The following is a 26,302-nucleotide window of genomic DNA, read 5'->3' as shown; positions in this document are numbered from 1 at the left end:
CTATGCCCACATAGCGCGGGATTGCGGGATCGGTCGTGCCTGCCGGCGTTGCCCCTCGGCCACCGCCAGAATGGCCGCAGCCGCCGCGTCGATTCGGCCGAGGCTGCGCGCCTTGGCCAGCTTCTGGTTATTGGACACGTCGGCCAGCGTCACAGCGTCGGCTAGCGCCGAACGTAATAGAAGGCTTGGCTTAACCTTCACATGGCCATCAAAGATAGCTGACCGGAACCGTTCGGTATCTTCTGATCCGTCTTTGAAGCCCATGCCACGGAAAACCACGGGCGCACGCACCCCAGCCGATTGCATGGCTTCGTAGAACTCCGCCTCGCGGTAACGGTCGGACGTGAGACATGCCACAGACGAGTCGCCCAACTGCTCCATGACTGCCGCCAGGAACTGGTCAGTCGGAACGACCTTTTGGCCCAACGTCAGCAGCTCGCCACGGTCGTACATCTCGACGTAGCGGTCTTTTACCGCATCGCGTTGGCCGCGATCCAGCAGGCTCGGCGTCTTCGGGAAAGCGCCCATCGCCTCCATGCGGCCGGTGGTGGGCCAGTACGCCACAGCCGCCGACATGGAACTACTGCCGCCCAGGTCGATGCCCACGACAGCTCCGCCTTCACGCGGTGGCAGATCACTGGTTTCACAGTCGAGCCAGGTATCGATATCGAGCAGCATATCGCGGCGCTCGCCCGATACGCGCTCATTGCGGTTATACAGCCGATAACTAGACAGGGCCGAGCCACCGCGAGCGATTGCCCGTTGCGCCTGCGCCACAAGCCACTTGGTGTCCGCACCGATACCAGCCTTGGCGCCGGGATTGGCCTCGCGGATTGAGGCCAGATCGTCAGCCGGCAATCCGGGTGATGGCCGGTGTTCCTGAACATAGGCCCCTTCGGGCGGGCTGTCGAGCCACTGACTGAACGAATGGGTGTCGGATGAGGCACTGGTCGAGATCATTAGACAGCGGCCGCCACGCTTGCCCAGACCGGACAGCAAGGCAGATTCCAAATCGTTGCCTTTTTCTTCGTGCCAATGGCCGCGCTCATCCATGATGGCCAGCGTCGGGGACGTCCCAAGCGCGTTTTTCGGATCGGCCGCGAGGCAGCGCAGGAGGTGGCCACCGCCTTGCCCATCGAATTCAATCTCGAGCCGCTGCCCTTGGCGGAATGTGAGCTCCGCTTGCGTTTCCTCCGGCAATGTTGTCGCCAACCCCATCGTGTACTGAAAAACGATTTTGGCCTGATCCCGCGTCCGGGCCGCGACCAGAATCTCACGGCGTGGTTGCGTGTCGTAGACGCCCAGCAGGGAGGCCAGTCCAATACCAGCCGTGAGCGTACTCTTGCCGTTGCCACGGCCGACGGATAGGCAACCGACCGACGTGGAACGCTTGAACGCACCGCGTATGAAGTCCTTCTGGAACTTGGCCAGCTTGATCGGCTTGCCGGCGCGCTTACCCTCGGCGACTTCTAGGCCCTCGATGAAGTCGATAACTGTTTTGGATTCGCTCATGCCTCAATTATAACTAATTGTTATACAAGAGCGCATCCTTATAACTTGTGAATGAGAATATGAAAGTTGGCGCGCGATAACCGGCTGTTTATAAACGCAAAAAATAAAGTTTACGCTGCGTGAAACACTGCGCAATCAAAGCATTGCGGCCGTCATGTGCTGCACTTGGCACTGTAGTCGCGAGTGTAGACGCCTCTGTAGACGCCTCTGTAGAGGGTGGCACCACCGCACGAGAAAGGGTGCAAAAACTGCGCCCAATTCAGATCAAAAGGGTGCAAATCACGACATAAAAGGGTGCAAAACACAACACAAAAGGGTGCAACGGGTTGCACCCGCATAGAACCGTCAGGAACCGTCAGGAACCCTCGCACGCGCACGTGCGCGAGGCGCCGCCGAATGAACAGCCCGTGCAGAATTGCACGACCCCCAGTGCAAAATTGCACGCAACCCAGTGCAAAATTGCACGACGATCAGAATACCAATAATCAGATTACCAAGGATCAGGGATCCCCCCATAACCCCCCCCCAGGGGGTTTTGGGCAGCGGGTGTGGACGAAGAAGATAATAATTTTTTGGGCCAGCTTTTGCGCTACCTCCTGTGCGCCGCTGTGTCACTTAAGTCTAGATGGGTATGTAGTGTTGGCCATCTTAATGTCCGAACGGCAGCTGTGAAGCGTCACAGAAGGCACAGCATTCATTCCCGTAACCATGAATGGAAGCTAGAACAACTCAATCCCCCACCGGCGATCTTTCCTGCTTGCCGGTGGTAGCCGATCCCGGCTTGCCCGGGTCGGCGCTACTGTCTTTTGGGTTGTTTTTTGGGGTTGTCTTTTGTGGGGGGCCATTTTGGCCCTCGGGTTCCGGGCCATTTTGGCCCCCCCGTCTGTGACCGGGGGCCATTTTGGCCCTCGGGTTCGTGCTGGCGCCGCGGCGGGTGCGCGGCACAAAAGAGCCCGCGCTTGGCGGGCTCATGGTGTTTGGGCAGGGTTTAGCTAGTGTGGCCTTTTCCGCCCAGTGCATCGACCACAATCAAGGCAACGCCCAGCTTACGGTAATCCTCGACCAGTGCACTGCTCGACTTCATGATGCTTCATTTCGTTCACTCTCCGCGAGGAACCAATAGGTCCTCGCCTTGCGGCTAGTCTTTGTGCCTTTTTCGACTAGTTGCAGTACGTCAACGGATACTAACCCGTTGAGTTGACGGGCTGCGTTAGTCCAATGGATGCCCAATAATTCACCTGCCTTGCGAGCGCTCAGGTAAAACGGTTCATCGCCGGAATGGTTTTGTAGTCGCCTGCACACTTTGGCCAAGAACATGGCATGTGAGGTAAAGACGGGCGGCACACCAGCTACATCAGGATCTGATTCCACGTCTACGAGCAGGCTCTCAATGCCTTCGCCCTCAGAGAACTGAATAGTTTCCCAGGCTCGAGTGAAATCGCTCCAGCTCTCCATGAAATCCTGAGTAGCAATATAGGGCTTCGCCTGCTCGAACCACTGTTGGACAATATCCAGCATGTCTTTTGCCCGCCTTTCTGGGTAGCACGCCTTCAGGTGTCTGGCCAGTTTGTAGAGATACTCGTTTCGCTTGCCGGTTTCAGGCGGGAGGAAACGCAAAATCTCGCATCGTGGGTACTGACGTGTGCCTGAATTGGATTGACGTGCGTTAGACTTGGGATGACTTGTGCTGACTTGCGTAGCGGGCGGATGATAAATTTTCTCAATACCACTCAGAGGTAGGAGCTGGCCATGGCAAATGGTGTTGCCTGTAACACTCATGTATCGAGACGAGTTGTAAATCTCGACGCTGATCCCATCTACCACGACCTTCTTGCGAGGCAGCTCGCCATCGAACAGGCCCCAGCCGTGTAGCCCGTTGCCGGATGGACTCAGCTCGATATAGCCGCAGCCCACTTCATGTAACAAGTCGACCGCTTTGCTACTGGTATCGCCATCAATGTCCACAGCCGCCACTTCACCATCAAGTGCGAATCCGATACCCGCGTCGCGCTGCGGGTGGTAGGCAGACCGAGTTGCGTCAAACGACGCCCAAGTTGAATGGTCGGTTGGGTTGGCGCGAACTTGTGGCGCCTGGGCCTGGTATGGCACTTTACCGCTAGATTCTTGGCGCCATAACAACCAGTTGTCGCGCTGTACCAAGTCTTGCGGCAAACTCTCAGTGTTGATAGTATCCATCTGGCACCTGCTCTTGGTGTGATTCGCGGTTTCTCGCCCGTTGAATAAAGATAACCCGCCAGCATGACCCGGCGGGTTTTTTTATGCACTATTCAAGACGCCCTCCCGCTCTCGCTTTGTTGGACTCGTTCGGGAAGTGTGTCGAGGCTAGCCAGCTTGACGTAACGCCGCCGTCCAATGTTGAAGGTCTCAATCGTCCCGTCTTTTGCCAGCTCGAACGCTACAGTTCGGCCGATACCGCGCTTGGCGCATTCCTCCACCAAGCTACCGAACGCATAATCAGGTTTCGTATCCATCGCTAAGAGACCTCATAACGGGTTGAGAGCACGCGTGAAGCATATTGCGACTATGTATTTATTATACACACATGGTTGCAAACGTCAACACAGGTCCGTTAAGGTCCGTCTTAACTTACCCTTGGGCTGATGGGATGGCGACTCGTAAGGCACCCAAAGACACCGCAAAACGAAGTGCTGCGCTGTCCATTCGTGTAGACGAAAAAACGAAATACGGCCTGGAATTACTCAGCCGGATTCAGCGCCGGTCTGTGACTGGCGTTGTAGAGTGGGCAGTTGCGCAAGCGTTCTCGAATTGCACTCTGGAGATGGATACCGGCGGTAAATCATCCTTAGACAATGCGTTAAATGCGATGTGGTCAGTCAACGAATTGGAACGGGTGATCCTGTTAGCCGAACATGCCTACTGGCTACTGACTTACGATGAAGAACGGATGGTAGAAGTTCTCCGGCGCACCAAAGCCTTGTGGGGCGATCACCGTCTAAGCCATAAAGTATTCGACTTTTCCGAAGTGTTACCCGCATGGGAAAAGCTGCGACCTATTGTCATGGAGGCTGCCGAGCGTCCCGTCATCGTCGGATTGACCAAGGATGAACTACGACAGGCCGGCATCGACCCGCCCTGCTTATCGGCACACCATTTCCGTTCTGATTAAAGACTCAACCGCGCCATAGCGTCCGCCGCGTGCTTGTGCAGCAGATGCCCATAATGTTTCTCGATTATCGCCAGACTAGTGCCCGCCATCCGCGCCACGGTCAGGCTATCCATACCACCGGCCAGCATGTCAGTTATCACTGAATGGCGAAGCGTATAAGCACAAGTTTCCGGCGGCAGGTCAACGGCCGCCGCCGCGCTTTTGATTGGCTTTTTCCAACGCCACCGGTTCCAGTGCGAGCCATCGCTGTACGACACCAACGGCGCGGCCGGCAACTTGTCTTTTGCCTGCTCTTGGAGTAAATCTGCGGTCGCCTGGGGCAATGCGATAGTACGACCCGCTCCAGCCTTGTCTTGGCGAATACGGAGCGCGTCAGCGTTCAGGTCGGCCACGGTTGCCGCTGCCAACGCCCCCGGTCTCAGCGGCAGCAGGCACAACGCCCAGACAAACGTCTTAGCATGATCCGGCAATGCCTCAATGAGCGCCCGCCGCTGGTCACGTTCAAGGTACAAGTCACGCCGCGCTGTTACTTCCAGCGGTTTGACGTTTTGCCACTCAATTGCCCGACCGCCATCAACATATCGGGATGCGACGGCGTAATTCAGCGCGGCCTTGAGCGCAGACAGATAGCGGTTTGAGCTCGCCGGCTTCATGTCTAGCTTGGCCCGCCATGATTTAATCTGCGCCATGCGTAGTTTCGACAGCTTCACCTTACCAATCGGATCATCGTAGACGGTGCGCTGATATCGTCCCTCGACATCTCTGGCGGTAGCCTCTCCCTTTTCTCGCCGCCGATCCTCTACATATTCCTTACAGGCATCGGCCACGATCTGCACCTGACTGGTATCAATGCCAGCCTCTAATGTCTTGGCCCACTGGCGTGCCGTTTGTACTGCCTCATCGTACGGCGTGGCTTCCGGCCCCAGTGATTTATAGCGGTGCCGGCCTTCATCGTAGTAACGCGCAACCCAGTTACCGCCATGCTCCAGCTTGCGGAAACCAAGATATAGCCCGCGATCAATCGGCGCGCCCCAGTATGGTTCGCGTCGAGGCTTTAGCTTTTTCCGGGTTCCTGCCTTGTCGATGTTATACCGTGCCATTCTCAATCCGTACGGATCATGTACGGATATATTACCGTGAACAAATACGAACGGCAATGTATATTTATTATTTTATTTCAATAGTTTACATTATTCGCATGCGTCCACAATCGTGCGCTATTTCGCCTTCACACGGCAGGGGTCGCTGGTTCGAGCCCAGCACCGCCCACCAAAATCAAGAACTTACGGCGCGCTAACAGCCAGTCCACTAAAACTGGGACTCGCTTGCGGCAAGCGCGGGTGCATCGCAATCCTTGTCTGCCTCCGGCTCACTGCTGAAGCGCAAACAGCTCATCCGCTACTTGATTCCCTCGCCTCCGCTTCCCGTATGCAATGAATCACGACTCGCCGGCAAGCAGCGCCGCGCGTATTGAGCCGGAGACCCGGTCAAGCATAGTGACCGTCACTTCGAGCCAAGCGATCATCTCCAATGATCCATGGATGACGCCCGGGAAATGGGCATGTTCGCAGGTCACGCCGGCATCACGAAGGCGCAATGCGAACAGGCCGCCATCGTCCATCAACATATCGGCACCGGCAGTTGCCACCAATCCCGGTGCGGCATGTTCCAACGAAGTCGCCAATAACGGCGAGACACGCCACTCGGCAGTATCGGTCCGGTCGCCGACCGCTTGTCGCCCGAACCAATCCATTAATTCAGCGGTCAATGGTGGAATAGTGGCGTTGCGTAGGCGCGACGGATGGCTCCACGCTGCATCGCGCATATCCGTTACCGGATAAACAAGTGCCTGAAACGCTAGTGGCCAGCCGTTATCCCGCGCCGCGAGCGCCACAACCGCCGATAGATGCCCGCCCGCACTATCCCCGGCGACGGCCATTCGACTCGTATCGATATCATAGGTCGCTGCATGCGCTTGTAGCCACTCAAATGCGGCGATCGCGTCGTCGCTAGCGGTCGGCAGCGGCCATTCAGGTGCCAGCCTATAGTCGACTGCGATCAATTGCAGACCGCTTCGTGCTGCCAGTTGGCGACAAATGCGATCGTGCGAATCCAAACCGCCCAACACCCAGCCGCCGCCGTGGTAGTAAACAATCGTCGGAGCCGGCGATTCGACAAGCTCTTGCGGTCGATACCGACGAACGCCGAGCCCGGCATCAGTCAGCGGCAATTGAGAATCCTCGACCTGGGCCATGGCCAGCGGTTGACCACCGGAATGGGCCAACATTTCCACGTAGAACGCGCGCGCATCGGCCACCGACAGATCGGTGAAAGCGATTTCCGCGCTGTCCAGATAATCCACAACCGACTGGACTTCAGATGTAAGCGTCATACACCACCTTCGATCATTTGAACGCCAACAACACCAACTCAAGCCGGCTGCCCAGCGTCGTCTCGTCGTGCTGATCGCTGTATGCACGATACGAGACGTGCACGTTCGGCGCACACAAAAGCGCCCGGGTTGATGCGCTCCACCCCGGCCCGCATAGTCGTTATATCGCGACATCGCCAGGCGTCCCGCGCCTAATTCATCATGGCCTCTCCTCTATCCGAGACTGCAACCGAACCGCTAGCGCTAACCGAAACTTTTCGGCAATTGCCCGCGCTGTTCCACGAAAATGCCACACCAACGCCGACCAAAAGGCCACAGCTTTTACGGCTCAATCGAGCATTGGCCGACGACATCGGCTTCGACGCCGGCGCGCTCACCGGGCCCGATGGCATAGCCACGCTGGCCGGTAACCGGACGCCGGCCGACGTCACACCATTGGCGATGGCGTACGCGGGCCATCAGTTCGGCAACCTTGTGCCCACGCTCGGTGACGGCCGCGCAGTGCTGCTCGGCGAACGCGTGGACACAGCGGGCGTGCGACGCGATATTCAGTTGAAAGGCGCCGGTATCACACCGTTTTCACGCACCGGCGACGGACGCGCTGCGCTCGGGCCGGTACTGCGCGAATACATCGTCAGCGAGGCGATGGCCGGTCTCGGCGTACCGACCACGCGCGCCCTAGCCGCAACCAGCACGGGTGAAAATGTCTTGCGGCCAACCCCCGAGCCCGGCGCAATCCTGACCCGCGTCGCCACCAGTCATATCCGTGTCGGCACCTTTGAATACGCCGCGAAGCGTGGCGAAACCGAGGCTGTGCAAGCGTTGGCCGATTACGTCATCGAGCGCCACTACCCCGAAATAGCCGACGCCGAGGCGCCCTACCGCGCATTAATCGAGGCCGTTGCCGAACGCACCGGCACCCTGATCGCGAACTGGCTATTGGTTGGCTTTATCCACGGCGTCATGAACACCGACAACGTCTCCATTGCCGGCGAAACCCTCGACTACGGGCCGTGTGCCTTCATGGACACCTACGACCCGGCCACGGTTTACAGTTCGATCGACAGTGGCGGCCGCTACGCCTACAACCAGCAGCCCAGAGTTGGGCTATGGAACCTATCACGCTTCGCCGAGTGCCTCTTGCCGCTTTTGGCCGACGATCAGGACGAGGCCGTATCACAAGCCAAGGAGGCGCTCGACGCCTATGGCAACGCGTTCGAGACCGCATACCACGGCGGCTTGGTCACCAAGATCGGGCTGGCCGAATGCCACGAAGGCGATGTCGAGCTGGCCTCGAACCTGCTGCAGACAATGGCCGAGCAAAGCGTCGACTTTACGCTGGGGTTCCGTTACCTAGCCGACGCCGCGCACGCAGTGGACTCAACCAATGACACGAACGTGCGTGCACTGTTCGCCGACCCCACTGCATTCGATGGATGGGCGACGCGCTGGCGTGAACGACTGGCAACTGAAACCCGCGGCTTCAACGCTCGGCGTAACGCCATGCGCGCGGTCAACCCAGCTTTCATTCCGCGCAACCACCGCGTCCAACAAGTGATCGACGCCGCGACAAACGGTGACCTCGAGCCGCTGAACGAGCTCTTGGCGGTGGTCTCACAGCCATTCGACGACCACCCCAACCGTGCCCACTATGCCGAGCCACCCGCCGAAAACGAGAAGATAACGCGGACATTTTGCGGCACTTGAGCCAAGCTCATGGTGCCTGCAAGCGTCATTCAGATGCCGCGCTAGCGTTGGCGTAGCCGTACGGATTCCACCGCTGCCAACGCCAGGCGTCGCGCACGATCGCGGCCAGATCGCGCCGCGCACGCCAACCGAGCTCCACCTCGGCACGACGCGCGTCCGCATAGCAGGCGGCGATATCACCAGGCCGACGATCGACGAGGCGATAGTCGATTGGTTGGCCAGTAACGCGCTGAAAGGCATCGACAACTTCGAGCACCGAATAGCCGCGCCCCGTGCCCAGATTCCAAACCCGGCAACCACCGCTATCGGTGATCGCGCGCATGGCTTTGAGATGGCCTTCGGCCAGATCCATGACGTGGATATAATCACGCACACCGGTGCCGTCAGGCGTGTCGTAATCGTTACCAAAGACCGATAAATAAGGCCGGCGACCGACGGCGACCTGGGTCACAAACGGCAACAGATTGTTGGGCGTATCGCTCGGATCTTCGCCAATCACCCCACTTTCATGGGCACCAACCGGATTGAAATAGCGCAGCAAAGCAATCGACCAAGTCGGGTCGGCGGCCTGTAGATCGGTCAGTATCTGCTCGATCATCTGTTTCGACCAACCGTAGGGATTAGTCGGGCGACCGAGCTGTTCAGTCTCAGCGATCGGCAACGCGCTCGGATCGCCGTAGACAGTCGCAGACGAGCTAAATACCAACGATTTGACGCCCGCTTGATCCATCGCACTGCACAGCGCGATCGTGGCATCGATGTTGGTCTGGTAATAGGCCAGCGGCTGCACGGTACTCTCGCCGACAGCTTTCAAACCACCGAAGTGAATGACTGCATCGACGGCATAGTCGCGCAGTGTATCGGCCACCGTCGCGCGATCACGCAGATCGGCTTCAACACACGCAACGCGCCGCCCGGCCAGTTGTTCGACCCGCGCCAACGCTTGCCGCGACGCGTTGGCGAAATTATCGATAACGACAACATCAAAGCCACCTTGCAGCAGCATAAGCGCGGTATGGGAACCGACATAGCCGGCACCGCCGGTCAAAAGTATAGTCATATTCAAAAACGGATTAGTTGTCGACAATCGCCGGCAGTTTATTGCTCACTGCCGCTTTGTTTCAGGTCAGCCAGGGTTACAGTCGTGGAATAGCCCGGCAGATGTTCTAGGATTTCAACGCGCCCACCGTTGGCACGGACAAACTCGCCACCCACAACATCCGCCACTCGATAATCACCGCCCTTAACCAGCACATCCGGGCGAATCTCCTCGATAATCACGGCCGGCGTATCCTCGCCGAAACAAACCACGCAGTCGACATCCGCCAACGCGCTCAGAACGGCCATGCGCGTTGAAATCGTTTGGATCGGCCGATCCACGCCCTTAAGACGCGCGACCGAGGCATCGTCGTTGACGGCGACCACCAGCCGATCACCGAATGCCCGCGCCCGTCGCAGCAGGTCAACATGGCCCGGGTGCAGCAGATCGAAACAGCCATTGGTAAAAACGACCCGAGCGCCAGCCGCACGCTCATTCTGAATCCAGGCCAGGCTGGCCGCCAACTGATCCGCGGATACACCGTGTGCGTTGGACTTATCGAGTTCGGCATGCGTGGGCGCCGTGGTGCCGAGCCGGCCCACGACCGCACCGGCGCCTCGATTCGCGCGCTCGGCGGCTGTAGCAAGCGGCTCACCGCTGGCCAACCCGGCAGCAACCAGCGCTGTCACCGTGTCACCCGCGCCGGTAACATCAAACACCTCGCGAGCCTGCGCCGACAGGTGTATTGCGCTATCAGCGCCGTTGACGAGGGTCATGCCACGTTGGCTGCGCGTCACAAGCATCGCGCCAATCGCATAGCGCGAACGCGCCATCTCCGCAGCGCGGATGACACCGTCGTCAGTTGTGGTGTCGCTGCCACTGATGGCAGCCGCCAATTCATCAGCATTGGGAGTAACGATATCGGCGCCGCGATAGGCAGTCCAGTCCGGACGTTTGGGATCAACCACCACCGGTACCGCATACTTATGCGCGCACTCGATGACCCCGGCCACACCGTCAAGCGCGCCCTTGGCGTAATCGGAACAAACCACGACGTCGACCGACGAGTTGGCTAATGCCGAGGCGACCCGATCATCAAGCTCGGCCGTCGCCACCGAGGCGTTAACCGGCTGTGAAGTGCCAAAATCGAGGCGCATCAGCTGCTGATTGCTGCTGATGACCCGCTGTTTAACAGTGGTCGCCACGCGTGTATCGGCCACCAGTTCGCTTTCTATTCCGATCTCGTCGCTTAACGTGGCCAATTCCCGACCCGCGGCATCATCCCCGACGCTGCCAATCAGATGAACATTGGCGCCGAGCCCCACCAGGTTCCGGGCCACATTGGCAGCGCCGCCGAGGCACGACTGAGCATCTTCAACATTGACGATGGGCACCGGCGCCTCCGGCGAAACGCGCTCGGCAGACCCGAACCAGTAACGATCGAGCATCACGTCACCGACCACGAGAATACGACAGTTTTCGAACAATCAGCCTCCACACAATTCACTGAACGAGTCGATACACACAGCATACCGGCACAGCTTCGCTACACTATGGCCGCCGACGCCCTCGTATTCCATCCATTATGGCGCAATCCTCTCCGACAACCCGCACCGGGCGCGCCCTTATTGCGCCCAAACACTGGCCGAGCTGGCTGATCCTCGGGCTGGGACGTCTCATCGCGGCCTCTCCCAGTCGCGTGCGCGCCGGTATCGGTCGTGGCCTGGGGGCGATCGGGCGCTTGCTGGCTGGGCGTCGCAAACAGATCGCCACAACCAATTTCGACATCTGTTTTCCCGACACCAAGCCGCCTGAGCGCGACGCGTTGCTCCGCCGGCATTTTCACGCGCTCGGCGACGGTGTAGTCGAAACAACGCTCGCTTGGTGGGGATCCGATGCCACGGTCGACGCGCTTTGCCAGGCCGACGGTTTCGAACACCTGGAGGCCGCGGCGACGACCGGGCGTGGTGTGATTCTGATGTCTGCCCACTTCACACCGCTGGCACTGGGCGTGCGGGTGGCACAACGTCAACTGGATGAGCTCGGGCTGACGTTAAACGCTATGTACAAAGCGCCGGCCGACCCAGTCATTGATCGCGCCATGCAGCGCCACCGTGGTGCCCACATGCGCGGCACGCTTATTTCACACAATAACGTTCAGCACGCAATCGAGCGCCTGAAATGCGGCGAAGCCCTTTGGTTCGCCGGCGATCAGAAAGCCGGGCAGCGACTCGGCGTGGCAGCCGATTTTTTCGGCCGCTCCGTGCAAACCCACGTGTCCATTTTTCGCATCGCGCGGCTAACCCGCGCGACGCTGCTGCCCTACTTCATTCACCAGCGCGACGACGGCGGCTATCAAGCGCGCTTCCTACCACCACTGGCGGATGTGCCAAGCCGTGACGAGGCCGCGGACGCGGCCCGTGTTAACGCACTGATCGAAACCGAAATAAACGCCGCACCGGCACAGTACTTCTGGTTACACCGGCGCTTTCGGCGCCCGGAGTTCGACCCTTACGCCGACCCAACGGACGCCGATCAGACGTAGGTCAGCCAGTCAGCATGGTCACTGCGACGGCCGGCGACCTGATCGAAGAACCGCGTTTGGAATTGCTCGGTCAGCACGCCGCGCTTGCCGTTGCCAATGGTGCGGTCGTCGAGTTCGCGCACTGGCATGATCTCGGCGGCGGTACCGGTCAAAAAGACTTCATCAGCGACGTAGAGCTCATCCCGCGTCAGGCGTTTTTCGCGACATTCGAGACCCATTTCCGTGGCAAACTCGAGGACCGTGCGCCGCGTGATGCCGTTGAGCACCGACGTTAGCGCCGGCGTGTAGAGTACGCCGTCGGCCACCATGAACAGGTTCTCGCCGCTTCCTTCCGCGACATAGCCTTCAGCGTCCAGCAACAGTGCTTCGTCATAACCCGCACGGCTGGCCTCGCTGACAGCCAGCATGGAGTTGAAATAGGCACCGTTACACTTGGCACGCGTCATCGCCGAATTGACGTTGTGGCGGGTGAACGACGAGGTCTTCACGCGAATACCGTTCACGATGTTGGATTCACCGAGATAGCTGCCCCAGCTCCACGCCGCAACCATGACGTGGGTCGACAACGCGTCGGCGTGCAAGCCCATACCTTCTGCGCCGTAGAAGACCATGGGCCGAATGTAGCCTGCTTCGAGGCCATTTTCACGCACGACCTGAACCTGGGCGTCGTTCAACTCGTCCTGGTTATACGCTAAAGGCATGCCAAGGATCTTGGCCGAATCGCGGAGTCGACGCGTGTGGTCGTCCAGACGAAAGATTGCCGGGCCCTGGTCGGTTTTGTAGGCGCGTACACCTTCAAACGCTCCCATGCCGTAATGCAGCGTATGCGTTAGAACATGCACGCGCGCTTCGCGCCAGGGCACCAGCTCGCCATCGAGCCAAATCACGCCATCGTTATCGGCCATCGTCATAATCGGCACTCTCGTATCGGGGTAGCAGCCTCTGTAACCCTGCGAATTTTAGCGAAAATGACGCGCTTACGGCAGACGTGGCCTAACTCAAGCCTCGCCGAGCCATTGATCCCAGAGGGCGGCGACGGCTTCGCGGCGTTCCGCCAACGCATCGGCGGGAATCATGGCGCGCTCCAGTTGCAGCGCTTGGCTGTGGCGGCGCCGACGGTAGTCCCGATACGCCTCGACCAGAATGCGGGTGTCCTCAAACGAGACCAGCCCAGCGGACTCGAGCGTCTCCAGAATCCGGATGGCATCGGAGAAGATCAACACTTCGGGGCAGTCATGGCCGCGAGAAAGCACGGCAAACTGGGTCATGAACTCGATGTCGATCAAACCACCGCGCATCTGTTTGACGTCAGCCAGATCGTCAGTGGACTGATCCTTGGCCTCGGACATCCGACGGCGCATATCACGAACCTGTGTGGCCAACTGCACCGGATCGCGCTGACAGCCAAGGACATCGGCGCGGATCGCACGGAACCGCGCATCAAGCTCTTCTGGTCCGGCAACGTAGCGCGCACGCACCAACGCCTGGTGCTCCCACGTCCAGGCCGTTTTGTCCTGATAGGTGGCAAACGCGTCGATATGGCTGACCATCAGCCCCGAACGACCACTCGGACGCAGGCGCATATCGACTTCGAACGCACGCCCCGCCGGGGTCTGGGTGGCCAGAATATGAATCAGTCGCTGTGCAAGCCGCGTGAAAAACACTTGCGCGGACAGTGGCCGGTCGCCATCGCTGACACGCTCGCTCGGCGCGTCATAGACGAACACCAAATCCAAATCCGAGGTATAACCAAGCTCTAATCCGCCGAGCCTGCCGTAGGCGATCACACCGAAGCCCGCACGCCCGTTGTCATCACGACGCGGGATGCCATGGCGTGCGGCCAGCTGTTGCCAAGCCATTTCAACGGCCTGATTCAAAACCACCTCGGCCAACTCCGACAGCCGGTCCGAAACAGTCATCAGCGGCACCGCCTCGGTTACATCGGCCGCCGCGATTTTTAGTTTCGCCGCTTGCGTGAAACGGCGCAGGACATTCATCTGTTGTTCCAGATCGTCGCCAACGGCGGCGATCTCATCGGCCAATTCGGTTTCCAACGCATCGCGGGCGGGTAGCCGAAACAACTGGCGCGGGTCCAGCAGGTTATCCAGAAGCGCCGGTTGTTCACCGATGCGCCCGGCAATCCAGGCGCTACCGACGCATAACCGAACCAGCATCGAACGTGCCGCCGGATGCTCGACGAGCAATGCCAGGTAATTACTGCGCCCGACAATGGCACCAATGACCGGCAATGCGCGCTCGAGCGCCAGGTTGGGGTTATCGCTGGCGGCCGCATCCTCGAACAGCCTCGGCAACAGCCCAGTCAGCCACCGGTGGCCACGCTGTTCGACGTCATAACGATTGGCACGATGGCGCAGATCAGCGAACGCGTTATAGACACTTTCAGCATCGTCGACGCCATATTCACCGATCACGGCATACACATCGGCCTCGTCCAGGCTCGCCTCCCAAGCCGCGGTCAGACGTGCTTCCCGACCATCGACGGCAGTACCCGCTCCGGCCTGCGGCCCAGCGAAAATCTGCCCAAAGGCGGCTTGCACGGTGTTCCGGGTGGCATCGAGGTCGGCGACGAATGACGACCAGTCGGTATAACCAAGCATGGCCGCGAAGCGTGCCTGCGCCGCCGATTCGCGTGGCAAATCATGTGTCTGTTGGTCGGCAACCATCTGCAGTCGGTTTTCGACGCGCCGCAGCAACCAATAGGCCGCTTCCAGATCTTCCACTTGGTGCGCCAGCAGATGATTACCTTCCACTAGCTTGGCCATCGCCGGCAACAGGCGATGATCTCTTAACTCTGGCTCTTGGCCGCCGCGAATCAACTGAAATGCCTGAACCATAAACTCGATTTCACGGATCCCGCCGCGGCCGAGTTTGATGTTCGACGCCAGACGCGCCTGCTGGATCTGGCGGTCGATGAGAGCCTTCATTTCGCGAATGGATTCGAAGGTGCCGTAATCCAGATAGCGCCGGTACACAAACGGCCGCAACATCTTGTTCAGAACCTGGCCCGCGTCGATATCGCCCGCTACCGGTCGCGCCTTGATCCAGGCATAGCGCTCCCATTCCCGGCCATGGTTCTGGTAATAAGCCTCCATTGCCGAGAACGAAGCCACCAGCGCGCCCGCATCGCCAAACGGCCGCAGCCGCGTATCCACGCGATACACAAAACCATCGCTGGTTGCCGCATGCAGACACCGAACCAATCGCTGGGCGAGTTTTCGGAAATATTCGACAACCGCCAGTGGGCGTTGTCCGTCTGATTCACCACAGCCACCGTGGGGATAAGCGAATATCAAGTCGATGTCCGACGAGAAATTCAGTTCGCCGCCGCCAAGCTTGCCCATGCCCATGACACAAAGACGCACGACGTTGTCATCGGCATCACGGATAACGCCATGACGTGTGGCGATCTCGGCTTCGGCGGCAACCAAAGCTGCCTCGATACAGTTTTCGGCAAGCGCCGTCAGCGCGGCCAAGGTGGCTTCGAGCGCGTCTAGACCGGCCAAATCGCGCCACGCGATGACCGCCAGTGACTCGTGACGATAAGCCCGCAGCGCTTTGTCGAAATCGTCGGTCACCGCGGGATCAGGGGCTGGTGCGGGATTCGGCTTGCCTGACGCGCCAAGACGGCCGCTGTCGCGCAACTCGCTCAGACGATCAGGATGGGCGTTACACCAATCGTCGACGAAAGATGACCAAGCCCGGATATTGGCGGCATCGGCGCCCCGAACGCCGATCGTAGCCGCAGCCGATGGATCATCCTGTGTGTCGCCTGCGCCCACGTTTTTACCCTCGTTTTTCCCGGACAAGCGCGCTGATCGTATTCAACGGATTTGTCGCCTGCGGCGAGTTTTCGGAGCTCGATTCGAACTCGGCATTAACTTCGGCACCGATCAAAACGATGAACGCACTCAACGCAAGCCAAATCATCAGGACCATGAGCGCCGAAGTGGACCCATAGATCTTATTGTAGTTGCCGAACTGCGAGATATAGAAACTGAATCCCAGCGAAGCCAGCAACCAGAAAACGGTTGCCAACGCCGCCCCCGGCGTCAACCAGCGCCAGCGCGGCGGACGACGGTACGGCGCGAACGCGTAGACAGCGCCGAGCGCGGTGGTCATGAGCACCAGCATCAAAAACCAGCGTACAAAGCTGATCAAAAGCGCGGGCCAGTAGCCGATGTGGGCAATCTTTAGAAGGCCCGACAGCCCGATCAGTGCCAGCAGACCGATAACGAGCAGAACCCCCGCGAACGTCAACGCGATGGTGTGCAGATAAAACCGTATGAACCCACGATTGTCGGAGACGTTGTAGGCGATATTCATCGCCGCCACGAGCGCGCGCGTGCTTTTCGAAGACGAATAAGTGGCAAACGCAACGCTCACGACCAAACCGAGACTGAGTGCGACGCCCGATCCCTGACTGATATCGCGCACTTGTTTCGCGACAATGTCGGTTAGCGCCGGCGGTAGATTCGCCGGCAACATGGTGATCTGATGCGAGACGGTGGCCGGATCCGCGACCAATCCGTAGACCGAGATAATCACGGTCAGTGCCGGGAAGATCGATAACATCGCGTAAAAAGCCATGCCCGCCGCGACTAGTGACAGCCGGTGTTCCCGCACGCGCGCCAAAACTCGGGCAATAAACCGCCACAACTCGCGCATTTTGCTCCCTCAAACGCTACGCCGACCGCGCCCCAGCGTTATTGTTAACACGATTCGTGAGGCTCGGCGTCACGCTCGTGCCATTGTTTCTACTATGCGGTTGAGAGCGTGCCAGCGATGCCGGCCCGGTGCCAGCCGACACTGACCACGCCCAATCACCTAACAGGCATTGAAGCACGCGCTCGATGTGCCTATGTCTTGTGCCTTACCCAGCGCACACCAGCATGGGCGCCATGATGGGCGATCGGTGTCCATACCCGATCGGCTGCAATAAGCCTGTCGGTTGCCCCACTGCGCCCGCAACACGATCACGGCCAGCGAGAACGGCCCGCTTATTCGACTATCGTGTCCGGCGGATCGAATTGATACCCGAACGCTTCGATATCACGGGCGAAGAAGTCCGCAACGCGTTCGGCGGTTGCAGTATCGTAGTAACGACGATATTCACCAAGCCGATCCGGCGCACGCCGCCGCTGCCCCAGCACAATGGGTTCAATGCCGATGTGCTGGCACGCTTCGGCAAAATCAGCACTTAGATGCTCATAGCGGCCGACGAAGTCGACGATCCGATGACCGTCCAGATCGACCAGGTAGGAGCACTGGACACGGCTCGACGTATCGAGGTGATACTGCGGCGGCCGGTTCGGATCGAGCTTATAGCGAATAAACGCTGAGAAATCCGGAATCCCCGACAGCAAATCCGGGCGTTCGCGCTGGACATGGTGGTAGGAACTCACCTGGAGATCCCATGGGTTGCGCACAAACGTGAACTTGAAAAGTCGGGCGAAGACGTCCGGCGGCAGCATCTCCTGTGCCGCGATAGCGCGGGCGTGGCGCGGCAATTTGATACCGAGTCGATGACCGTTCAGCGAACTGAGTCGGCTGGCGATAAACATCGGCACGCGCGCTGCCTCACGCCATTTGTAGCGTGCCAGCGCGGCGCGCACACTCGTGCCCCCCGTTTTGGCTATATGCACGAACAAAAAGTTGTACTTCAGGGATAGCTGCACGGCGCTGCTTGCTTCCGTCTAGCCAATCGACACGCATCTACGCGTGGATCGATCCAGCTGAAAATGGTGCCGGCGACAGGATTCGAACCCGTGACCTGCTGATTACAAATCAGCTGCTCTACCGCCTGAGCTACGCCGGCCCGCATATTATTCTGAGGCCTGATGCGCTACGAATCCAGTGGTCGTGGCCGACGATTGATCGCCAGCACTCGCGTATTCCGCAATTCCCTGCAACACCAGATCCGGCACACACTGCCATTCATCCGCAAGATGAGGCTGAATTAAACTAGCTTCACCGCCGGTTAACAAACGCTTATCAGTTGGATATTGATGCGCCATCGCATCGACCAATGACACCGCACTTAAACGCGTACCACGTTCGATCGCCTGCGACGACGCGACCCCAGGTATGTTCAGCACATCCTGTTCCGCTGGCAGATCGAGTTGTGTCGCGCCACACAAGCGCTGCCGCATGGTCCCGATCCCGGGCGTGATAAAGCCACCTTGATGGCGGCAATCGGCGCCGATCCAATCCAACGTCAACGCGGTACCGGTGTCGACGATCAGAATCGAGCCCTTAAATCGCGCAACCGCCGCCACACAGGCCATCCAGCGATCCACACCCAGTTGCCCAGGGACGCTATAGCCATTTTCCAGTGCGCCGAAACGTGATTCACTACGCAGGCGCCGACAGTCGATGCCTGCATCCGCAGCGCGCGCCACAACGGCGTCAGCAACATCCGACGCAGCGACGCTGGCCAGCCAGACCGAGGACGCCTGATCGATGGGTAAGCGGCTCAACCAATCGCCGCTTCTTTCCGAGCAATCGGTCGCATGGACGGTCCGTCCAGTGGACAGTGCCCACTTGGCGCGGCTGTTACCGACGTCGATCAGTAGGTTCATAGCACGGGGCGAATTGATACATCCCCCGAATACACACGCGATACGCGACCGTTGGCCTCGATGCGCAGGCTGCCGTCGGTGTTGATACCGCGCGCAATACCGTTCGCCGGCGCATTCGAGCCAAAGCTAACCACTGGCGTGTCGGCTAAGCGATCGAACACTTGCCAATCATCGACTAAGTGCTCGGCCTGCCCCAGCCTGAAACACTCGATGGCATCGTCAACAGCACCCGTGACGCGCGCTGCAAGTGTGTTCCGCGACGGCGGTTCGGATAGATGTTGGGACAACGTAGTCCAGGACTGATCGATGGCCGCGGCAGCGGCCGGCGCCATAGCGACGTTAATACCAACACCGATAATCAACCGCGCATCGCTCGCGGCTTCGCCACGATAATCTACGAGGATGCCGCCCACCTTGGTACCGTTGATCAGCAAGTCGTTCGGCCATTTCAGGCCGACCCCATTCACCTGCATATCGCTCAGCATCGCCGCGATACGGACACCGATGAGCGGCGCGAGCGCTGTCACCGGCGCCTGGGGTTGGTGACTGCGCGCCATCAGCGACATATGCAGATTACAGCCAAACGGCGATACCCAACCACGCCCGGTCCGACCACGGCCGGCCGTCTGCGCCTCTGCCACTGCGATCCGGCCGGCGCCGTCATCGAGGCGATCGAGTACATCGTTGGTAGAGTCGACTGTCTCGAAAACGCGCACGTCGTCGATCCGGTGACTCGCCGTTGCCGGCAGGTTATCGCGGATCGCGCCCGCATCGAGCAATTCACTGGTTTGTGCGAGCCGATAACCCCGGCCAACCACCGAATGGATCGACAAACCTCGCTCGGTCAGCTTTTTGGCGCGCGCGGAAACAGCCGCACGGCTGACACCGAGCTGGTGCGCGAGTTCATTGCCGGAATGCCATTCACGGTCGGCGAGCAATTCTAGAAGCGTCGGCGCGTCATTCATGGAGCGAACAGATCGACAGATCTTTACCGACTAGGGCGCCACATAGCTTTGTCAAACCGGTGCTCGGTACCCTGCCACGTTCGTTGGATATTACCCCGATGCGTGTAGGTGATAACCAGACTCATGGCGAGCGTGAAAAGTTTGGCCGCAAGGCCGTAAAACGGTGCAGCTGCGCAGAATACCATCACGCCCCACATCGACAGGACCGTGGCCAAACCAACGTAACCGCTGGTGACCAGCGTCGCCGCAAAAACCACCGCTACAACAACCAAAGTCAACGGCAAGCCCGCGATTAGTGCGCCCAGCACCGTAGCGAAGCCCTTGCCTCCACGAAAACCGAAAAAGACAGGATATAAATGCCCGATGACAGCGGCCGCACCAGCGATCATACCGGCCGGCGGACCGACGGCAACCAGTAGCGGCAGCGCTATAACCGCCACAACGCCCTTCAGGCCGTCGAAAGCTAGCACCAGCGCGCCATACAACGCACCGCCAGTACGCAGGGCATTAGTCGCACCAGCGTTGTGACTGCCGCCGTTGCGTGGGTCATCGCGGCCAAGTATTGGGCCGATGATCAAACTGCCGGACAGGCTGCCGATTAGATACGCCAGCACGGCGACAATCACGTATTGCGTTATTGCCATAATTTAAAAACCGGAAAAGCGGTCGCCAGCCCGCACGGGCATTTTATTGGTTATGCGTGCCAAAAGCATAGCAGGCCTTGTCGTACCGCTTGGTTGCAGACAATGCTGACCAATCGGGACAATCTCGAAAAACTCGGCCAAGCGTATAATTGAGCTCGGAAAAGGAGGTGCCATGACTACGTACAACATCACACGCCTATTGACCATCGCCCTGGCCGGCACGCTACTCGCCGGCTGCATGGGACAACGACAGGCCAATGTCGACCCGATTTTCAAAGCCACACCCGGCAGCCGCTATAACTGCGCCTATGCGGGCGACAATCGCAACGGCGCAGTCAAGGCCGCCCAGAGCACCTCCGGCCAGGCAGCGATCGGCGGCATCCTGGGTGGTCTGCTGGGCAACCAGTTCGGCTCCCACACCGGCCGCAATATCGCGACCGGCGCAGGCGCCGCGGCCGGTGCGGCAGCGGGTGCATACAACGCTAAACGCATGGATAAAAATCGCCGACAGAACTGCCTTCGCCGACAGGGCGGCGGCCACCAGCAGCAGCGAACCAACACCGCCCGGTAACACGATGATCACAGTACGACAGCGCGCATAGACCGGATGATCGACGACGCTACGCAGACCGACGCCGACGGCTTGTCGCCGGCGGCATATCACGCGACGGTTGGCCCCGCGCTCAAGGCCACGGCCGAGGTCGCCGCCAAGCGCGGTTATCCAACGCTGCACGACGACCTGCCATGCATGATCGCGCTGATCGAACTCGTGACCCGACTCGCCGATCTCTACACCGAAAACAATCAGGCCAGCGCCGAGCACGACAAATTGGCCGCCGCTCCCCAGGGCGCGGCCATCATGGTCCTGCGTGAAGCCGATCTCGACGCCGCGTCCATTGAAGTCATGACCAATGCTCTCGCTGCCGCCGACACGCGGGTCCGCGAGCAGATGGTCATCGGCGACCCGCGGCCGACCGTGGCCATGGCCTGGTCATACTTAAACGATAACGAACGCGACGCTGCAGATCGCTATCTCCAGCGCAGCGTCCTGGCAATCGCGCAGGCGATTGACGCCTGGGAACAAACGGCAAGCCAATAAGCGCGACCGCGATTACCGCGTGCGGTTGACCACCCACCGCACCACGCGGCGCGTGCCACCCCCGATAGCGCGTGCCAGACAAGCGCGCGCGCCGGAATGCGCGGCGAGTCGTTGATCGGCCTCGCTGGCTTCGGTAGGCGCATAGCGCAGACGTAGTTTGGCCAGCGCCGAACGATCAGCGGCCGCGAATTGCTCGAACAGCCAGTTCCACGGCCAGTTCCACCGCGCGCCACGATGTACGCGGGCGACGAAGTCGACGATATAGGGCGCACCGTGCTCATCGACCAACACGTTTCGCGCCGCACGTAGATCAGCGTGGGCCACACCGGCGTCGTGCATGGACGCGACGAGCGATTCGAGTGCTCGGAGCGTCGTCGATACGGTCTGCGCTCGAGGCAACGGCTGCGCCGGCAGATAATCCATCAACAGACCACGCCGGCCGATCTGCCGGATGAGATCCGGCACGCCAGCAACACCATCGAGTCGGCGCAGCGCACTTACTTCGCGCGTTACCAATAACGGCGCGATCACAGCGCGGAAAAATCCGGCGGTTGTCGCGTAGTCTTTAAATACCGCCGGTTTTTCGTCGATCCAGACCACCGAAACGCGGGGTGCGGTGGCATCCCCTGCACTCAGGACTGTCGTCTCGCGTTGGCGAAGCTCGGCCGCGTCGAACGCCCCACCGTGCCCCGAGCCAGCCTTGGGTTGATTAGGCAATGGAAACGTCAGCCACCAGTCGGCATCTGATTATCATCATTAGCGCCCCGGGTGTCAGCCTCGTTATTGATTTGCTTGTCACGCCATTTCAGATAGTAGCCGCGCATAAAGATATAGGGGTCGAATTGATGCGCCAGCAATTGCTCATAACCGAGATACTCCGCCCGCTTATTGGCCGCGTAGAGAACGCCCAGGCCGTACTCAATATATTGATAGTCGCTATCCACCCAGTCGAGATAGGTAATGGGATACAGCCAGTGGTCACCGACGCGACCCACGAAGTCACGGCCGTCGCTCGGCCCGAACACCGGTAGAACCAGATACGGTCCGCGGCCCAGCCCCCAGACTGCAAATGTCTGACCGAAGTCTTCGTCAGGGTCGGGAACACCGACTTTGCTGGCGACGTCGAACAAACCGCCGACGCCGGCAACAGTATTGATCATGAATCGACCGAGCGACTCGTTGAACCGCTTAAAGTTCAACTGCAGTGCGCTGTTCACGATCGTTACCGGCTCGTGTGCGTTAGCGAAGAAATTGCCGATACTCGACTGCACCGGATCCGGGGTGACTGTATCGTAGCCTTTGGCTACCGGCTTGAGCACGTATTGATCGGCCTTGCGATTGAACTTGAACACCGCGCGGTTGGCCGGCTCAATTGGATCCCAAGGCTTATCCGGTGGACTGTGGACGCAGCCGCTGAGCAATAACGTGCCGGCCACCAGTAAGGACGCCGTAACGCCGATAAAACGAGTTTGCATGGTCAATTGGCCCCAAGTGGCAGGCTGGATCCGAATGCGGAACGCCCACCGAAGCTTATTGCAACTATTGTGCGTGCCGCCAAGGATGGTGACAACTTACACCGTGGTAATCACGCCAGTGCGATAACAGGCATAATCAAGCATGGTCGACGACGAGCCCGGACACAGCAGCACATCGGCCGGCACTCGACACATCGCGCTCAGCGCGATCGAGCGCGACCGTAATCAGGCCCGGCAGCATTTCGATGAGCCCGCACTCGACGAGCTGGCCGACTCGATCGCCCGCATCGGGCTATTGCAGCCGATTGTCGTGCGTTCGACCAACCGGCAGACCTATCGCCTGATAGCCGGTGAGCGGCGTTGGCGGGCAGCCCAACGGGCCGGTTTGACTGGCCTACCCGCCATCGTGCGCGACGACCTCGACGACGCCGAAGCCAGCAGTTTTGGCCTCGTCGAAAATCTTCAACGCGAATCGCTCAGCGTGATGGAAACCGCCCGGGGGTTGGCGCGCCTGGCCGATGATTTCGGACTGACACACGACCTCATCGCCCGCCGGATCGGCAAATCCCGAGAGTTCGTCACCAATTTCCTACGACTGACGCAGCTTGTTAGCGATGTTCAACATTGGGTCGACGCCGGCCAATTATCTCTCGGCCACGCCAAGATATTGGCCGGGCTGACACGCGCACGCCAAATCGAGCTCGGCCGTTGCGCGATAGGCCACGCTTGGAGTGTACGCCGGCTTGAAACCGCCGCGCGTGAATCGAACGCGCCTAACGACAATCAACACGCTGATACGACCGAGCACGAACTCGCGAAACTCGCTCGCGGATTAAGCGCCGAACTCGGCAACGACGCCAACATTTCCTATCAAGCCGAGACCGGCCGCGGCGAGTTACGCATCCGGTTCAATTCACTTGAGGAATTCGACGGCCTACTCGCCAGACTCGGTTATCAAGCCAACTAAATGACAGACACCCAAACGTAAAGCGACGATGAGTCAAACGATACATCTAATGGTTAGCGGCGTTGTACAAGGCGTTGGTTTTCGCGCGGCCACGTGCGAACGCGCCCAAGCACTCGGCGTCACCGGCTGGGTCGCCAATCGAGCCGACGGCAATGTCGAAGTCTGCGCCCAAGGCGATGACGCCGCGCTGACTCAACTCCAAAACTGGCTGACCACGGGTCCACCCGGCGCACGTGTCGATGGCCTGACACCACTGGAAAACGGTATTTCGCCCAATACCGACGGCTTCAAAATACGCTGATTCAACGCACAACGCGGTGCCATAAAAAAGGCTTGGAGCATTATGCGCTCCAAGCCAGCAAAAAACGATATCGCTAGGGGGTAAGCGATACCGTCAGGCGGCCAGCCAACGGCTGAAGCCGCCAAAAGCAAATGATAAAGGGGGGAAACCATTTGCCAATATCAGTATAATTTCGGTGTAACGTGCATGCAAATTTTTTGCCACCTAATTATTAGGTGATGAGGCTTACAGCCGATTTGCCGCAATAATCATCCACAGGTTCGATATATGGCCAATCCATCGGCCGATTTAAACCCCGCTACCGACCGAACAACGGGCGATGCCGCAGCATGCCGACGGACGTTCGCGATCATCTCGCACCCCGACGCCGGTAAAACCACGCTGACCGAAAAGCTGCTGTTGTTCGGTGGCGCCATCAACCTTGCCGGCACCGTTAAAGGGCGCAAATCCACGCGGCATGCGACATCCGACTGGATGCAGATGGAGAAATCGCGGGGTATTTCGGTCACCACCTCAGTCATGCAGTTCGAATACCGCGATCGGATTATCAATCTGCTCGATACACCCGGGCACGCGGACTTTTCCGAAGACACCTACCGTACGCTGACCGCAGTCGACTCAGCGCTGATGGTGATCGACGCCGCCAAGGGCGTCGAGCCGCGCACAATTAAACTCATGGAAATCTGTCGCCTGCGGACCACACCGATATTTACATTCGTCAATAAACTCGACCGTGAAGGTCGTCCACCGTTAGAGGTTCTCGACGAGATCGAGCAAACGCTCGGTATCGAATGCGCGCCGGTGACCTGGCCGATTGGTATGGGCAATAACTTCCGGGGCGTCTTTCGCTTCGACGACAACACTGTCCACCTGTTCAGCCACGCCGACGACCAGAGCAATCCAGAAATCATCCCAGTCGTTGGCCTCGATGACCCGAAGCTTGCCGAAATCGCCGGTGACGCATTCGACACGTTCTACGAGGAAGTCGAGCTCGTGCAGGCAGCCGGAACGACCTTCGACCATGAGCGTTATCTAGCCGGCGAATTAACCCCCGTCTATTTCGGCTCCGCAGTCAGCAATTTTGGGGTTACACCACTACTCGATGACTTCTGCAGCAACGCCCCCATGCCGCAGGCGCGTGCTACCGAATCACGCACCGTCCAGCCAGATGAAACCGCACTATCCGGGTTCGTATTCAAAATCCAAGCCAATATGGACCCGAAACACCGCGACCGCATCGCGTTCATGCGGGTCTGTGCCGGCCACTACGCGCCCGGCAAGCGGTTTTACCACGTCGGCGCTGATCGCACGATCCGCATCAACGATGCGACGACCTTCATGGCCAACAAGCGCGACGCTGCGGATACAGCCTGGCCAGGAGACATCATCGGTATACACAACCACGGGACGATCGCGATCGGCGACTGCTTTACCGAAGGCGAACCACTCGCCTATACCGGCATCCCCAATTTCGCGCCGGAATTGTTCCAACGCGTCGTGCTACGTGATCCACTCAAAGCCAAGGCCCTGCATAAAGGCCTAAATCAACTCTGCGAAGAGGGTGCGACGCAGGTATTCCGACCGACCGCGAATAATGACGTCATCCTGGGCGCTGTCGGCACACTGCAGTTCGATATGGTCGCCGAGCGTCTGCGCGCCGAGTACGGCGTGTCGGCCACTTTCGAAGGTGTGCCAGTGACGGTCGCCCGCTGGGTTAGCGGGCCGAGTGCCGAACTACAACGCTTTCGGGATAAGCTAACCGAAGGCGTTGCATTCGATCACAGCGGTGCGCTGGTGTATCTCGCCTCGTCGCAGGTCAAACTCGATCTGACACGCGATCGTTGGCCCGAGCTGACATTTTCCGATACCCGCGAGCACACCGGCCGACGCTAATAACGCCGGACCCCGA

23 protein-coding genes and 1 tRNA gene are annotated in these 26,302 nt (G+C 59.3%); 8 read left to right on the top strand and 16 right to left on the bottom strand.

Annotation, left to right across the window (positions count from 1 at the left end):
• Both HKX41_08645 and HKX41_08640 read right to left on the bottom strand, forming a co-directional pair.
• The gene (locus HKX41_08645; protein NNC24223.1) at positions 1-1,512 is read right to left on the bottom strand and encodes a terminase; all 1,512 of its coding nucleotides are present in this window, start codon (positions 1,510-1,512) and stop codon (positions 1-3) included.
• A 1,080-nt stretch (positions 1,513-2,592) separates the two neighbouring features.
• Complete coding sequence (locus tag HKX41_08640) at positions 2,593-3,708, bottom strand: hypothetical protein (GenBank protein NNC24222.1); 1,116 nt, start codon at positions 3,706-3,708, stop codon at positions 2,593-2,595.
• 430 nt (positions 3,709-4,138) lie between these two features.
• Between HKX41_08640 and HKX41_08635 the strand changes: the two genes are divergently transcribed.
• Positions 4,139-4,660 (top strand): hypothetical protein, encoded by a 522-nt coding sequence (locus HKX41_08635; protein ID NNC24221.1) that lies wholly within the window; start codon positions 4,139-4,141, stop codon positions 4,658-4,660.
• Here the strand turns inward: HKX41_08635 and HKX41_08630 are convergent.
• Both HKX41_08630 and HKX41_08625 read right to left on the bottom strand, forming a co-directional pair.
• Positions 4,657-5,760: a tyrosine-type recombinase/integrase gene (locus HKX41_08630; protein NNC24220.1), complete on the bottom strand. Its 1,104-nt coding sequence runs from the start codon at positions 5,758-5,760 to the stop codon at positions 4,657-4,659. The genes HKX41_08635 and HKX41_08630 overlap by 4 nt on opposite strands.
• Before the next feature lie 338 nt (positions 5,761-6,098).
• A complete protein-coding gene (locus tag HKX41_08625; GenBank protein ID NNC24219.1) occupies positions 6,099-7,052 on the bottom strand; it encodes an alpha/beta hydrolase in 954 nt (317 codons plus the stop codon).
• A gap of 201 nt (positions 7,053-7,253) precedes the next feature.
• Between HKX41_08625 and HKX41_08620 the strand changes: the two genes are divergently transcribed.
• Positions 7,254-8,759 (top strand): YdiU family protein, encoded by a 1,506-nt coding sequence (locus HKX41_08620; GenBank protein NNC24218.1) that lies wholly within the window; start codon positions 7,254-7,256, stop codon positions 8,757-8,759.
• Positions 8,760-8,784: 25 nt separating this feature from the next.
• Here the strand turns inward: HKX41_08620 and galE are convergent, their stop codons facing one another.
• Entirely contained in the window at positions 8,785-9,819 is a 1,035-nt protein-coding gene (galE, locus tag HKX41_08615) for a UDP-glucose 4-epimerase GalE (GenBank protein ID NNC24217.1), read from the bottom strand.
• Between the two features lie 38 nt (positions 9,820-9,857).
• Positions 9,858-11,246, bottom strand: coding sequence for a D-glycero-beta-D-manno-heptose 1-phosphate adenylyltransferase (rfaE2, locus tag HKX41_08610; protein ID NNC24216.1), 1,389 nt, complete (start codon positions 11,244-11,246; stop codon positions 9,858-9,860).
• A 137-nt stretch (positions 11,247-11,383) separates the two neighbouring features.
• Here rfaE2 and HKX41_08605 point away from each other — a divergent pair, with 137 nt between their 5' ends.
• On the top strand, positions 11,384-12,343 hold the full coding sequence (locus HKX41_08605) for a hypothetical protein (GenBank protein NNC24215.1): 960 nt from the start codon (positions 11,384-11,386) through the stop codon (positions 12,341-12,343).
• Here the strand turns inward: HKX41_08605 and HKX41_08600 are convergent.
• The 8 genes from HKX41_08600 to plsY form a co-directional block, all read right to left on the bottom strand.
• Positions 12,334-13,254, bottom strand: coding sequence for a branched-chain amino acid transaminase (locus HKX41_08600; protein NNC24214.1), 921 nt, complete (start codon positions 13,252-13,254; stop codon positions 12,334-12,336). The genes HKX41_08605 and HKX41_08600 overlap by 10 nt on opposite strands.
• An 87-nt stretch (positions 13,255-13,341) precedes the next feature.
• On the bottom strand, positions 13,342-16,143 hold the full coding sequence (gene glnE / locus HKX41_08595) for a bifunctional [glutamate--ammonia ligase]-adenylyl-L-tyrosine phosphorylase/[glutamate--ammonia-ligase] adenylyltransferase (protein NNC24213.1): 2,802 nt from the start codon (positions 16,141-16,143) through the stop codon (positions 13,342-13,344).
• A 4-nt stretch (positions 16,144-16,147) separates the two neighbouring features.
• The gene (locus HKX41_08590) at positions 16,148-17,029 is read right to left on the bottom strand and encodes a YihY/virulence factor BrkB family protein (GenBank protein NNC24212.1); all 882 of its coding nucleotides are present in this window, start codon (positions 17,027-17,029) and stop codon (positions 16,148-16,150) included.
• 332 nt (positions 17,030-17,361) lie between these two features.
• Complete coding sequence (locus HKX41_08585; protein NNC24211.1) at positions 17,362-18,039, bottom strand: sulfotransferase family 2 domain-containing protein; 678 nt, start codon at positions 18,037-18,039, stop codon at positions 17,362-17,364.
• A gap of 64 nt (positions 18,040-18,103) precedes the next feature.
• Positions 18,104-18,179, bottom strand: a tRNA-Thr gene (locus HKX41_08580).
• 7 nt (positions 18,180-18,186) lie between these two features.
• Positions 18,187-18,942 carry a type III pantothenate kinase gene (locus HKX41_08575; protein NNC24210.1) on the bottom strand — a complete coding sequence of 252 codons (756 nt, stop codon included), beginning with the start codon at positions 18,940-18,942 and terminating at the stop codon, positions 18,187-18,189.
• Positions 18,939-19,907: a biotin--[acetyl-CoA-carboxylase] ligase gene (locus HKX41_08570; GenBank protein NNC24209.1), complete on the bottom strand. Its 969-nt coding sequence runs from the start codon at positions 19,905-19,907 to the stop codon at positions 18,939-18,941. Before HKX41_08570 ends, HKX41_08575 begins: the two co-directional genes overlap by 4 nt.
• Before the next feature lie 23 nt (positions 19,908-19,930).
• Positions 19,931-20,551 (bottom strand): glycerol-3-phosphate 1-O-acyltransferase PlsY, encoded by a 621-nt coding sequence (plsY, locus tag HKX41_08565; GenBank protein NNC24208.1) that lies wholly within the window; start codon positions 20,549-20,551, stop codon positions 19,931-19,933.
• A 172-nt stretch (positions 20,552-20,723) separates the two neighbouring features.
• Here plsY and HKX41_08560 point away from each other — a divergent pair, with 172 nt between their 5' ends.
• Positions 20,724-21,122, top strand: a complete 399-nt coding sequence (locus HKX41_08560; protein NNC24207.1) for a glycine zipper 2TM domain-containing protein — start codon at positions 20,724-20,726, stop codon at positions 21,120-21,122.
• A 36-nt stretch (positions 21,123-21,158) separates the two neighbouring features.
• A complete protein-coding gene (locus tag HKX41_08555; protein NNC24206.1) occupies positions 21,159-21,650 on the top strand; it encodes a hypothetical protein in 492 nt (163 codons plus the stop codon).
• A 12-nt stretch (positions 21,651-21,662) separates the two neighbouring features.
• On the opposite strand, the gene HKX41_08550 is transcribed toward HKX41_08555, so the two are convergent.
• Complete coding sequence (locus HKX41_08550; GenBank protein NNC24205.1) at positions 21,663-22,367, bottom strand: hypothetical protein; 705 nt, start codon at positions 22,365-22,367, stop codon at positions 21,663-21,665.
• An 8-nt stretch (positions 22,368-22,375) separates the two neighbouring features.
• The gene (locus HKX41_08545) at positions 22,376-23,125 is read right to left on the bottom strand and encodes a VacJ family lipoprotein (protein NNC24204.1); all 750 of its coding nucleotides are present in this window, start codon (positions 23,123-23,125) and stop codon (positions 22,376-22,378) included.
• 142 nt (positions 23,126-23,267) lie between these two features.
• Between HKX41_08545 and HKX41_08540 the strand changes: the two genes are divergently transcribed.
• From HKX41_08540 to HKX41_08530, 3 genes are all read left to right on the top strand, one after another.
• Positions 23,268-24,092: a ParB/RepB/Spo0J family partition protein gene (locus HKX41_08540; protein NNC24203.1), complete on the top strand. Its 825-nt coding sequence runs from the start codon at positions 23,268-23,270 to the stop codon at positions 24,090-24,092.
• Between the two features lie 28 nt (positions 24,093-24,120).
• Positions 24,121-24,393 carry an acylphosphatase gene (locus tag HKX41_08535; GenBank protein ID NNC24202.1) on the top strand — a complete coding sequence of 91 codons (273 nt, stop codon included), beginning with the start codon at positions 24,121-24,123 and terminating at the stop codon, positions 24,391-24,393.
• Between the two features lie 267 nt (positions 24,394-24,660).
• Positions 24,661-26,286 carry a peptide chain release factor 3 gene (locus HKX41_08530; protein ID NNC24201.1) on the top strand — a complete coding sequence of 542 codons (1,626 nt, stop codon included), beginning with the start codon at positions 24,661-24,663 and terminating at the stop codon, positions 26,284-26,286.
• The last annotated feature ends 16 nt before the right edge of the window (positions 26,287-26,302 follow it).

This window comes from Salifodinibacter halophilus (genome assembly GCA_012999515.1).
Taxonomy (GTDB): domain Bacteria; phylum Pseudomonadota; class Gammaproteobacteria; order Nevskiales; family Salinisphaeraceae; genus Salifodinibacter; species Salifodinibacter halophilus.
The sequence above is the reverse complement of the archived record's forward strand: the minus strand, read 5'-3'. Positions and strand labels throughout refer to the sequence as shown.